The 12,703-nt window shown below is 58.5% G+C and carries 8 protein-coding genes; 2 read left to right on the top strand and 6 right to left on the bottom strand.

The genetic code is table 11. The features are described 5' to 3' along the window. Nucleotides 1-91: 91 nt before the first annotated feature. From narI to MOQ06_RS09215, 5 genes are all read right to left on the bottom strand, one after another. Nucleotides 92-769 (bottom strand): respiratory nitrate reductase subunit gamma, encoded by a 678-nt coding sequence (gene narI / locus MOQ06_RS09235; protein WP_193356432.1) that lies wholly within the window; start codon nucleotides 767-769, stop codon nucleotides 92-94. After that, the gene (gene narJ, locus MOQ06_RS09230; protein WP_242172520.1) at nucleotides 769-1,479 is read right to left on the bottom strand and encodes a nitrate reductase molybdenum cofactor assembly chaperone; all 711 of its coding nucleotides are present in this window, start codon (nucleotides 1,477-1,479) and stop codon (nucleotides 769-771) included. The genes narI and narJ overlap by 1 nt, the downstream gene beginning before the upstream one ends. After that, entirely contained in the window at nucleotides 1,476-3,011 is a 1,536-nt protein-coding gene (gene narH / locus MOQ06_RS09225) for a nitrate reductase subunit beta (RefSeq protein ID WP_148419624.1), read from the bottom strand. Before narH ends, narJ begins: the two co-directional genes overlap by 4 nt. Then, nucleotides 3,008-6,751 carry a nitrate reductase subunit alpha gene (locus tag MOQ06_RS09220; protein WP_176610135.1) on the bottom strand — a complete coding sequence of 1,248 codons (3,744 nt, stop codon included), beginning with the start codon at nucleotides 6,749-6,751 and terminating at the stop codon, nucleotides 3,008-3,010. The genes narH and MOQ06_RS09220 overlap by 4 nt, the downstream gene beginning before the upstream one ends. Nucleotides 6,752-7,132: 381 nt before the next feature. Continuing rightward, nucleotides 7,133-8,530 (bottom strand): NarK family nitrate/nitrite MFS transporter, encoded by a 1,398-nt coding sequence (locus MOQ06_RS09215; protein ID WP_193356433.1) that lies wholly within the window; start codon nucleotides 8,528-8,530, stop codon nucleotides 7,133-7,135. A gap of 309 nt (nucleotides 8,531-8,839) precedes the next feature. Between MOQ06_RS09215 and narX the strand changes: the two genes are divergently transcribed. Both narX and narL read left to right on the top strand, forming a co-directional pair. Next, nucleotides 8,840-10,636: a nitrate/nitrite two-component system sensor histidine kinase NarX gene (gene narX / locus MOQ06_RS09210; RefSeq protein WP_148419621.1), complete on the top strand. Its 1,797-nt coding sequence runs from the start codon at nucleotides 8,840-8,842 to the stop codon at nucleotides 10,634-10,636. Beyond that, nucleotides 10,629-11,279: a two-component system response regulator NarL gene (gene narL, locus MOQ06_RS09205; protein WP_003856701.1), complete on the top strand. Its 651-nt coding sequence runs from the start codon at nucleotides 10,629-10,631 to the stop codon at nucleotides 11,277-11,279. Before narX ends, narL begins: the two co-directional genes overlap by 8 nt. Before the next feature lies 1 nt (nucleotide 11,280). Here narL and MOQ06_RS09200 read toward each other — a convergent pair whose 3' ends face one another. Further along, entirely contained in the window at nucleotides 11,281-12,699 is a 1,419-nt protein-coding gene (locus MOQ06_RS09200; protein WP_277932183.1) for a YchO/YchP family invasin, read from the bottom strand. Nucleotides 12,700-12,703 lie beyond the last annotated feature (4 nt).

Below are 12,703 nucleotides of genomic sequence, written 5' to 3'. Positions count from 1 at the left end.
CAGACCTGCGTCACTCAGCGATAAGCGCCCTGAAAGGCTAAGCCGGAACAAAAAAAGCCCCGCCAGGCGGGGCTTGTATCAGAAAAGTGAATCAGCGACGTGCGCGCACAATCTGGTACTTGCGCGTCATGTACTCCACCGGCGCGCTCCAGATGTGCACCAGACGAGAGAACGGGAACAGCACAAACAGGGTCATACCCAGCACCAGGTGAACGCGGAAAATAAACGCCACGCCGTCGAGATGCTCAGATGCACCGCCGTGGAAGGTCACCACTGACTGCGCCCATCCCACCAGCTTCATCATTTCACTGCCGTCCATATGCTGCGCGGAGAACGGTATGGTCAGCAGACCCAGCGCACACTGCACCATCAGCAGGGAGAGGATCAGGATGTCCGCTCCCGTGGTGGTAGCACGCACGCGCGGGCTGAACAGACGGCGCTTCAGCAGCAGCAGGCCACCCACAAGGGTCATCACGCCGCAGGCACCGCCGGCGATCATCGCCATCTTCTGCTTCACTTCAATCGGCAGCCACGCTTCGTACATCCAGTGCGGCGTCAGCATCCCCAGGAAGTGCCCCGCGAAAATCCCCAGAATCCCGATATGGAACAGGTTAGACGCCAGGTTCATCCCTTTGCGATCCAGCATCTGGCTGGAGGCAGCACGCCAGGTGTACTGGCCGTAGTCATAACGCAGCCAGCTTCCCACCAGGAATACGGTGCCCGCGATATACGGGTAAATGTCAAAGAAGAACATATTCAGGAAGTGCATTAGTGCCGTCCTCCGTTAGAGATATTCAGATATTGCGGAGCAACCGCTCCGGCAAAACGACGCTGGTGGGCTGAGATTTCAGATTCCCCGCAGTTCTGGTCCGCGAAGAATTTCACCTGCTCCTCTTCCCAGACCGCATCCAGCGCTTGTGGGGTATCGTCGCGGGCTTCATCCGCGATTTTTTCCGCCACTTTTTCACCGTCGACCGAGGCGTTAGCCAGCTTCACCAGCAGATCGAACAGGACCGCATAGCGGCTCTCACGCTGCTTCAGGCGCGCGCCGAGCAACGCCAGAATCGGCGCGATGTCCTGCAGGCCACCCAGCGCCTCCTCTTTCGGCAGCTGCGCCAGATACTCCAGGTACAGCGGCAGATGATCCGGCAGCTCGCGGCTGTCGAGCTGCAAACCGTGCTGCTCGTACTGGGCCATCAGATCCACCATTGCCTGACCACGGTCGCGGGATTCACCGTGGACGTGTTCAAACAGCAGCAGCGACGTCGCACGTCCACGGTCAAACAGCTGGCTGTAGTCCGCCTGCGCATCGAGAAGATCGCGCGCTAACAGGTCGCGGAGGAAAACGCCAAGGCGCTGGGCATCCTCTTTATCCAGGTTTTCAGATGACGCGAGTGCATCAAAGAGTTCCTGCTGATGCTGCGCAAGCGCAGCATCAGGGTACTCGAGCAGACGCGAAACAATGACGAGCTCAATCATTGGTGCGGCTCCGTTTTGCTGGTCACATCAAGGGCGTCGATGCGGCGGCTGTTAAACAGGTTGAACTTGCTGTCTGACCCGTGGCAACCGTCGCCAAAGGTAAAGCCACATCCGCTTTTTTCCGGGAAGGCTTCACGCGCCAGTTCACGATGGCTGCTCGGCACCACGAAACGGTCTTCGTAGTTGGCAATCGCCAGGTAACGGTACATTTCCTGCGCCTGCGCTTCGGTCAGGCCGACCTCTTCCAGCGCGCGGGTATCGTTGACGCCGTCAACGGTTTCCGCGCGTTTGAAGTGGCGCATCGCCAGCATGCGCTTCAGCGCCAGCAGTACCGGCTGGGTATCCCCTGCGGTCAGCAGGTTTGCCAGGTACTGAACCGGGATACGCAGGCTTTCCACGTCCGGCAGAATGCCGTTGCTGCCCAGTTCACCCGCATCGGCCGCAGACTGAATCGGAGACAGAGGCGGCACGTACCAGACCATCGGCAGCGTGCGGTATTCCGGGTGCAGCGGCAGGGCCAGCTTCCAGTCCATCGCCATTTTGTACACCGGAGACTGCTGCGCGGCGTCGATCACGCTCTGCGGAATGCCGTCTTTCAGCGCCTGTTCGATAACCTTCGGATCGTTCGGATCGAGGAAGACGTCCAGCTGACGCTGATACAGATCTTTCTCGTTCTCGGTGCTCGCGGCATTTTCAATCGCGTCCGCGTCATACAGCAGCACGCCGAGGTAGCGAATTCGGCCTACGCAGCTCTCAGAGCAGACGGTCGGCATACCGGCTTCGATACGCGGGTAGCAGAAGATGCACTTCTCAGACTTACCGCTCTTCCAGTTGAAGTAGATTTTTTTGTACGGGCAGCCGGTGATGCACATACGCCAGCCGCGGCACTTGTCCTGGTCGATCAGCACGATACCGTCTTCTTCACGCTTGTAGATGGCACCGCTCGGGCAGGTCGCCACGCACGCCGGGTTCAGGCAGTGCTCGCACAGGCGCGGCAGATACATCATGAAGGTGTTTTCGAACTGGCCGTACATCGCCTTCTGCATGTTCTCGAAGTTCTGGTCTTTGGCGCGTTTTTCGAACTCGCCGCCCAGAATCTCTTCCCAGTTTGGACCGCTGGTAATTTTGTCCATGCGCTGGCCGGTGATCAGCGAGCGAGGACGGGCGATCGGCTGGTGCTTGCTCTCCGGCGCGTTGTGCAGGTTCTGATAGTCGTAATCAAACGGCTCATAGTAATCGTCGATGCCCGGCAAATGCGGGTTGGCGAAGATTTTACCCAGCAGCATCGCACGGTTACCCATGCGTGGCTGAAGCTTGCCGTTGATTTTACGGATCCAGCCGCCCTTCCACTTCTCCTGGTTTTCCCAGTCGGTCGGGAAGCCGGTGCCCGGCTTGCTTTCCACGTTGTTGAACCAGGCGTACTCCATACCTTCACGGCTGGTCCAGACGTTTTTACAGGTGACCGAGCAGGTATGACAGCCGATGCATTTATCCAGATTCAGCACCATGCCGACTTGTGAACGAATTTTCATTTTACGCTCTCCTGTACCTGGTCATTACCTTCACCGTCTAACCAGTTAATATTCTTCATCTTACGTACCACCACGAACTCATCGCGGTTCGATCCTACGGTGCCGTAGTAGTTAAAGCCGTAGGCCAGCTGCGCGTAGCCACCGATCATGTGGGTTGGCTTCGGCGTAATACGCGTCACGGAGTTGTGAATACCGCCGCGCTGCTCGGTGATCTCTGAACCCGGCAGGTTCACGATACGTTCCTGCGCGTGGTACATCATGGTCATCCCGGCCGGTACGCGCTGGCTCACCACTGCACGTGCCGTCAGGGCACCGTTGCTGTTGAACACTTCGATCCAGTCGTTATCTTCGATACCCAGATCCTTGGCGTCCGTCTCGCTCATCCAGACGATTGGGCCCCCGCGCGACAGCGTCAGCATCAGCAGGTTGTCGCTGTAGGTTGAGTGGATACCCCACTTCTGGTGCGGCGTCAGGAAGTTCAGCGCCTTCTCAGGGTTACCGTTAGATTTCGCACCCATCACGGCCTTCACGGAGCGGGTGTCGATAGGCGGACGGTAAACCAGCAGGCTTTCACCGAAGTCCCGCATCCACTGGTGATCCTGATACAGCGACTGACGGCCGGTCAGGGTGCGCCATGGGATCAGCTCGTGAACGTTGGTGTAGCCGGCGTTATAGGACACGTGCTCATCTTCCAGGCCAGACCAGGTCGGGCTGGAGATGATTTTGCGCGGCTGCGCCTGAATATCGCGGAAGCGGATTTTTTCGTCTTCTTTGTTCAGCGCCAGATGCGTGTGGTCGCGGCCGGTGAATTCACTCAGCGCTTCCCACGCCTTCACGGCAACCTGGCCGTTGGTTTCCGGTGCCAGGGTCAGGATCATTTCTGCCGCATCAATCGCCGTATTCAGCATCGGCTGGCCTTTGGCCGGACCGTCCGCTTTGGTGTAATTGAGCTTGCGCAGCAGATCCATTTCGCTCTGGGTGTTCCAGGCGATCCCTTTCCCGCCGTTACCGATTTTCTCCATCAGCGGGCCGATAGAGGTAAAGCGCTCGTAGGTCGCCGGGTAGTCACGTTCTACCGGAATAATGTGCGGCGCGGTTACGCCCGGAATCAGGTCGCATTCGCCTTTTTTCCAGTCCTTCACGTCCAGCGGCTGCGCCAGTTCGGCAGCGGAGTCGTGCTGGATCGGCAGCGTGACCACGTCGGTCTCTTTGCCCAGGTGCCCCACGCAGACTTCGGAGAACTTCTTCGCGATGTCCTTGTAGATATCCCAGTCGCTTTTTGATTCCCACGCCGGGTCAACGGCCGCAGACAGCGGATGAATAAACGGATGCATATCCGAGGTATTCATGTCGTCTTTTTCGTACCAGGTCGCGGTTGGCAGCACGATGTCGGAGTACAGGCAGGTGCTGGACAGACGGAAGTCGAGGGTCACCACCAGATCCAGCTTGCCGTCGAGACCGTTGTCTTTCCACTCCACCTCTTCCGGCTTCACGCCGCCCTGCTTGCCGAGATCTTTACCCTGGATACCGTTTTCGGTACCGAGCAGGTATTTCAGCATGTACTCATGCCCTTTACCGGAAGAGCCCAGCAGGTTTGAGCGCCAGATGAACAGGTTACGCGGATGGTTTTTACCGTTTTCCGGCTGTTCAGCCGCGAAACGAATTGAGCCTTCTTTCAGTGACTTAACGGTGTAATCCACCGGCGACATCCCCGCCTTCTTCGCCTCTTCTGCAATGCGCAGCGGGTTAGTCCCCAGCTGAGGCGCGGACGGCAGCCAGCCCATGCGTTCAGCGCGGACGTTGAAGTCAATCAGGTGGCCGCTGTAGCGGGATTTATCCGCCATCGGCGACAGCAGCTCCTGGGCGGTAACCGTCTCGTAGCGCCACTGGCTGGAGTGGTTATAGAAGTAGGAGGTGCTGTTCATGTGGCGTGCCGGACGCTGCCAGTCAAGGGCAAACGCCAGCGGCTGCCAGCCGGTCTGCGGACGCAGCTTTTCCTGGCCCACGTAGTGTGCCCAGCCGCCGCCGCTCTGACCGACACAGCCGCAGAAGATCAGCATGTTGATCAGACCGCGATAGTTCATATCGAGGTGATACCAGTGGTTCAGACCGGCCCCGACGATGATCATTGAACGGCCGTGGGTCTTATCGGCGTTTTCCGCAAACTCGCGGGCGATGCGAACGATCTGCGCGCGCGGCACGCCGGTAATCTGTTCTGCCCAGGCTGGGGTGTAAGCCTTCACGTCGTCATAGCCGGTCGCGCAGTTTTCGTCGTTCAGACCGCGTTCCAGGCCGTAGTTGGCCATGGTCAGGTCATAGACGGTGGTGACCAGCGCGGTAGAACCGTCGGCCAGCTGCAGGCGCTTAACCGGCAGCTTGTGCATCAGGACGTTTTGCAGCTCAACCTTGTTGAAGTGCTCGGAGCCTTCGCCGCCAAAGTACGGGAAGCCAACATCGGCGATCTCATCCTGGCTGCCCAGCATGCTGAGGCGCAGTTCAGTCTCTTCGCCGGTAGTGCCGTTACGCTGCTCCAGGTTCCATTTGCCCTTCTCGCCCCAGCGGAAGCCGATTGAGCCGTTTGGCGCCACCAGCTCGCCGTTGCTGTTGCAGGCGACGGTTTTCCACTCCGGGTTGTTTTCCTGGCCCAGGGCGTCCACCAGATCCGCCGCGCGCAGCATACGGCCCGCCGCGTAGTAGCCGTCACGCTCTTCGAGCATGACCAGCATCGGCATGTCGGTGTAGCGACGCACGTAGTCGGTGAAGTATTGGCTTGGCTTATCGAGGTGGAATTCGCGCAGCATAACGTGGCCCATCGCCAGCGCCATTGCCGCATCGGTACCCTGCTTCGGTGCCAGCCACAGGTCGCACAGCTTCGCGATCTCCGCGTAGTCCGGGGTCACCGCAACGGTTTTCGTCCCTTTGTAACGCACTTCGGTAAAGAAGTGCGCGTCCGGGGTACGGGTCTGCGGAACGTTAGAGCCCCAGGCGATGATGTAGCTTGAGTTGTACCAGTCGGCAGATTCCGGCACGTCGGTCTGCTCGCCCCAGGTCTGTGGAGACGCAGGCGGCAGGTCGCAGTACCAGTCGTAGAAGCTCAGGCAGGTACCGCCGATGAGCGAAAGATAGCGCGCACCGGAGGCGTAGGAGACCATCGACATCGCCGGGATCGGCGAGAAGCCTGCCACGCGGTCAGGACCGTAGGTTTTCACGGTGTAGACGTTGGAAGCCGCAATCAGCTCGTTCACCTCTTTCCAGGAGGAACGAACGAAGCCGCCGCGACCGCGAGCCTGCTTGAAGCTTTTCGCTTTGTCGGCGTCTTCGATGATGGATGCCCACGCATCAACCGGATCGCTGTGCTGAACTTTCGCTTCACGCCACATTTTCATCAGGCGTTTACGCATCAGCGGGTATTTCAGACGGTTGGCGCTGTAGAGATACCAGGAGTAGCTGGCGCCACGCGGGCAGCCGCGCGGTTCATGGTTCGGCATATCCGGGCGGGTGCGCGGATAGTCGGTCTGCTGCATTTCCCAGGTCACCAGACCGTTTTTAACGAAAATCTTCCAGCTACATGAGCCAGTGCAGTTTACGCCGTGGGTAGAGCGGACAACTTTGTCATGCTGCCAGCGTTGACGGTAACCGTCTTCCCAGTCCCGGTTGGTATCCAGAACCTGGCCGTGCCCATCGGCAAAAGTTTCACCCTTCTGTTTGAAGTAGCGAAACCGGTCCAAAAATTTGCTCATCGGGTATCTCCTGTGTGGAGCCTGTGGCTCTCTAAATCGACATTGCTGATTTGCAGCGAAGGTAACGCTATGAAAGATGGTGAGAATTGATAACGATCAAGGCGAAGGGGGACTCTCACGGGGGGTATTAGATGAAATACCACCAAAGCGGTAGGTTTTTAAATTTACTATCATTTTGAAATATATGGATATTTTTTATTTATCGTACAAAAAGCAGGGAAAAATTTAACATCTTAGGTATTAAGGGGTAGGCTCCCCTGAAAAGCGATGGCCATCACAGCGTTACCCGCGCGATACCCCTGGCGAAGCCATTAGTATGTTGTAACTATTTGTGCCATAAAAAAAGCGCGGCACACAGGCCGCGCAAACGGATAATCAAGCTTACTTGTTTTTCTTGGTATTACGGCCGTATACCAGCCACGTGATAGCCACGCAGGCGATATAGAAGACGAGGAAGACCTTCATTGCTCCCGCCGGGGAGCCGGTCAGATCCAGCGAGATGCCGAACGCTTTTGGAATAAAGAAGCCACCGATGGCGCCGATAGCAGAGATAAAGCCCAGCGCCGCCGCGGTGTCGGTAGCGGCTTCACGCATCGCCTGCTCGTCGCTCCCGCCCTGCGCCTTCACGCGATCCATGGTCAGCTTGCGGAAGATGACGGAGATCATCTGGAAGGTAGAAGCACTTCCCAGCCCGGCCGTCAGGAACAGCACCATAAAGACGCCGAAGAAGGCAATGAAGTTACCCCCCTGACCATCCGCCGGCAGCGTCAGGAACAGCAGCGCACAGAAGATAGCCATCACCACAAAGTTCACCAGCGTGACGCGGGTACCGCCAAGGCGGTCAGAAATCATGCCGCCCAGCGAACGCGCCAGGGCGCCAATAAACGGACCGAAGAAGGCGAACTGAAGGATCTGCACGTCCGGGAACTGGGTTTTCGACAGCATCGCAAAGCCCGCGGAGAAGCCGATGAACGAGCCGAAGGTTGCCAGATACAGCAGCGCCATCACCCACAGGTGGCCACGCTTCAGCACCGGCAGCTGCTCGCTCAGGGAAGCTTTTGACGCAGACAGATCGTTCATAAAGAACCACGCCGCCAGCGTAAAGACCACCAGGAACGGCACCCAGATCCAGGCGGCGTTTTGCAGGAACAGCATCGAACCGTCAGGCTGCGTCACGCCGCCGCCGCCGAACGCAGCAAAGATAGAAACAGAGATCGCCAGCGGAGCAAGCAGCTGCATCACGCTCACGCCCATGTTACCCAGACCGCCGTTAATGCCGAGCGCCCCGCCCTGCTTCGCTTTCGGGAAGAAGAAGCTGATGTTTGCCATGCTGGACGCAAAGTTCGCACCCGCAAAACCGCACAGCAGGGAGATAATCACGAACACGCTAAACGGCGTGGAGGTATCCTGCACCGCAAAACCGAGCCACACGCACGGGACGATCATGATGCCGGTGCTGAAGGCCGTCCAGCGACGTCCGCCGAAGACCGGCACCATAAACGCGTAAGGCACGCGCAGCAGCGCGCCCGAGAGCGACGGCAGCGCGGTCAGCATAAAGAGCTGATCGGTGGTAAAGGTAAAGCCAACCTTTGGCAGGTTAACCGCAACCGCGCTGAACAGCATCCAGACGCAAAACGCTAACAGCAGGCATGGAACGGAAATCCACAGATTACGACTTGCTACACGATGGCCGCGCTGTTGCCAGAACGCCGGATCCTCTGGACGCCAGTCAGTAATGACGGCACCATTTTCCCTTTCGGGAGCGGATGAGTGACTCATAGACACCTCTGATTCTCGAATGATGCTGCAAACATTAGGGCTTTAGAGCGGCGGTAAGTTGATATAAATCAAAGGAAAAGTGGGACGTTTTGCGGCGAAAAAAAAGTCATCCCCCTTAGTGAGTAGACGCAAAACGTAAAAAAGGTGTGGTTTTTCACGGTTCTGACCCGTTCCTGCTGCGCCCACCCCCTAACCGTTACCCCTGCGGCAATTTAGAGGTAATCCTTTATTGGTATGGGTATACTCCAGGGTATGCACCAGAATAGCGCCATTCCTGCAATTATGTCACGTCAGGAGCCCGGCAACTCTATGTTAAAAAGATGTTTATCTCCGCTGACGCTGGTTAACCAACTGGCGCTTATTGTTTTGCTGTCCACCGCCATCGGTGTGACCGGCATGGCTATTTCTGGCTGGCTGGTGCAGGGCGTACAGGGTAACGCGCATGCCATTAACGAGGCAGGCTCCCTGCGTATGCAGAGTTACCGGCTGCTGGCGTCGGTCCCGCTGACCCAGGCCGATAAGCCGCTTATTGATGAAATGGAGCGTACCGCGTTCAGCCCGGAACTGGAAAAAGCCGCCATTCGTGACGGTCAGGAATCGCAGCTTAAGGCGCTTCAGGGCTACTGGCACACCCAGCTGGCGCCGGGGTTAAAGCGGGCGGAAAGCCGCGATACCGTCGCTCAGGATGTCGCCGGGTTCGTATCGCGCATCGATCGCCTTGTCAGCTCATTCGATCGCACCACGGAGCTACGCATTGACCGCGTGGTGATGGTTCACCGCGCGATGGCGCTGTTTATGGGCCTGCTGCTGATTTTCACGGTGATCTGGCTGCGCGCGCGCTTGCTTAACCCCTGGAAGCAGCTGCTGGCGATGGCTCGCGCCGTTACGCAGCGCGATTTTACCCAGCGCACGCACATCAGCGGACGCAACGAAATGGCGATGCTCGGCGAGGCGCTGAATACCATGTCGGCAGAGCTGTCGGAAAGCTACGCGGTGCTGGAGAAACGCGTTCAGGAGAAGACCGCGGGGCTTGAGCAGAAAAACGAGATCCTCTCTTTCCTGTGGCAGGCGAACCGTCGCCTGCATATGCAGGTACCGCTTTGTGAACGTCTCTCGCCGGTACTGAACGGCCTGCAAAACCTGACCCTGCTCCACGACCTGGAGCTGCGGGTTTACGACGTTGAAGATGAAGAAAATCATCAGGAATTTACCTGCCAGTCGGACATGTCCTGCGACGATAAAGGGTGTCATCTGTGCCCGCGCGGGCTACCTCCGCTCACCACCAGCGGCACAACGCTGAAGTGGCGGCTGATGGACAGCCATACCCAGTACGGTATTTTGCTGGCTACCCTGCCAGCCGGGCGTCACCTGAGCCACGACCAGCAGCAGCTGGTGGATACGCTGGTTGAACAGCTCACGGCCACGCTGGCGCTCGACCGCCACCAGGAGAAACAGCAGCAGCTGATCGTCATGGAGGAGCGAGCCACCATCGCCCGCGAGCTGCACGACTCCATCGCCCAGTCCCTCTCCTGCATGAAGATGCAGGTGAGCTGTCTGCAAATGCAGGATGAAGGTATGCCGGAGAGCAGCAAACAGCTGCTCAGCCAGATCCGCAACGAGCTTAACACCTCGTGGATCCAGCTTCGCGAACTGCTGACCACCTTCCGCCTGCAGCTCACCGAGCCAGGGCTGCGCCCCGCGCTGGAGTCGAGCTGCCAGGAATTTAGCGCCCGGCTGGGCTTCCCGGTGAAGCTGGATTACCAGCTGCCGCCGCGATTTGTCCCCTCCCATCAGGCGATTCATTTACTGCAAATTGCCCGTGAAGCCCTGAGCAACGTGCTTAAACATGCCGATGCGACGGCCGTCACGGTGACCGTGAGCTGCCAGGATAACCAGGTGAAGCTCAGGATCCAGGATAACGGCCGCGGCGTGCCGGAAAATGCCGAACGAACGAACCACTATGGTTTAATTATCATGCGAGACCGCGCGCAAAGCCTGCGCGGTGATTGCCAGGTTCGCCGGGGAGAGTCAGGTGGCACCGAAGTCGTGGTCACCTTTATACCCGAAAAGCCCCTCATAACTGCTCAAGGAGAAAACCATGACTAATCAGGAACCGGCATCCATCCTGTTGATTGACGATCATCCGATGCTGCGTACTGGCGTTAAGCAGCTTGTCAGCATGGCGCCCGACATCACCGTCGTCGGTGAGGCCAGCAACGGCGAACAGGGCATTGAACTTGCCGAATCGCTCGATCCTGATTTGATCTTACTCGATCTCAACATGCCGGGCATGAACGGTCTGGAAACCCTCGACAAGCTGCGGGAGAAATCCCTCTCCGGCCGGGTGGTGGTCTTTAGCGTATCTAACCATGAGGAAGACGTGGTCACCGCGCTCAAGCGGGGTGCAGACGGCTATCTGCTGAAGGATATGGAGCCGGAAGATCTGCTCAAGGCGCTGCAGCAGGCTGCCGCAGGCGAGATGGTACTGAGTGAAGCGTTAACGCCAGTGCTGGCCGCCAGCCTGCGCGCGAACCGCGCCACGTCCGACCGCGACGTCAGCCAGCTGACCCCGCGCGAGCGCGACATTCTGAAGCTGATTGCCCAGGGCCTGCCGAACAAGATGATCGCCCGCCGTCTGGACATCACCGAAAGCACGGTCAAGGTACACGTTAAACACATGCTGAAGAAAATGAAGTTAAAATCCCGCGTTGAGGCCGCCGTCTGGGTGCATCAGGAACGCATTTTTTAACTTACTCGTCCGGCAGCAACTTCCACCGTGGATCGTCGTCAGGCACTGCGACGAGCGGTTGCACCACGGAAAGCGTGATCTCATTGGAGGAGACACGCTGCCCATTCTTATCTTCCACAACGGCCGAGAGCCGCCATTCGTTTTTCGCCCCTTCCGCGTCGTTCCAGGCAGGCATGATCACGCTCCAGCCGTCGCTGCTGTTGCTGTTTTCCGGCGAGGTCAGGCTGAGCGCCTGGGTATCACCCAGCCAGTGGATCTGACGGATACCGTGCGTGCTGCGAATTTGCAGCTTCAGCATCACGGTTTCGCCCGGCTTCAGATCCCACGGCGGCGTGGCCAGATAAACCGACAGCGTTTTGCGCTGGCGGAACTCCATCACGGGCAGATTATCGCGCTCGGGTGAATCATAGCGGCTCCCGCGAAGCGAGCGCGTCGCCGCCACTTCCCCGGCGGAAAGCTGCTTCGCCAGCGGCACGCCAAAACGGTAGTTGAGCTTTAGCCCGAGGTTATTCTGGCTGACCCCGCTCTCCCCCTGCTTGTGGGCAGCCGTCAGGGTGACCAGCGGAACGGGGGTATAGTTCAGCCCCAGATTGACCGCCACCGGGTTGTGATACCCCGTGCCGCTGTTGAACAGATCCACGTTATCGCCAAAATACTGCTCAAAGCTGACGCTGGTGTTCAGGTGGTGAAACCACGGCAGCCAGGCTTTCGCCGTCACGTCGTACCCGCGCGCCATGCGCTGCTCCCGAATATCGGAGCGCGGCTGCCATCCCGCAAACGGCTGGTAGTAGTTGGCCGACAGGCGCAGGTTTTCGCCCCACGCCTCTGCCCCCAGCCCGGCACGTTGCAGGTTGTCCTCAAGCAGATTGTCGTAAAAGGTGTTGTAGCCCAGCAGCCACTTTCCGGCAACCCAGCGCTGGCCGATCCCCGCGTTGCTCACCAGCCCGTCGGCCTGCTGCGTCAGCCCAAGCTGGCTCCAGCTCAGGTAGCGGTTGTTATCGTTCCAGGGGATAAACCAGCTTCCGCTGCTGCCGTTGAAGTTGCCTTCATCATCCACCAGCACGTTAACGCTGGCGTTACCCCAGGGAGAAAGCCAGGATTCAATCTGCTCGTTGACTTCTCCGCTCACCGCATCGCGCACCTGACCCAACGCGAACTGCCGCGCCTGCTGCCCGGCGGTAAGGCCGTTATCGTTCATACTCGCCTCACCGAAGGCTTTCGCCATTTCGGCAAGGTGCTTTTCGCCCTCGCTGGTGGGCTGGGCCATGCCCAGGTCCGGCAGGCTATCGCCGTTGTTATCAAAGGGATTTTGCGCCTGCTGCACGAAGGATTTCGGCGCACCGTGAACGGCTCCGGCCGAAAGAAGGGGGAGTAATAGCAAAAAACCGATGCGGGACGATACAGCCTTCAACGTCGTCAATAAG

This window comes from Enterobacter sp. I4 (assembly GCF_022669095.1).
In the GTDB taxonomy this organism is placed as follows: domain Bacteria; phylum Pseudomonadota; class Gammaproteobacteria; order Enterobacterales; family Enterobacteriaceae; genus Enterobacter; species Enterobacter pasteurii.
The sequence above is the reverse complement of the archived record's forward strand: the minus strand, read 5'-3'. Positions and strand labels throughout refer to the sequence as shown.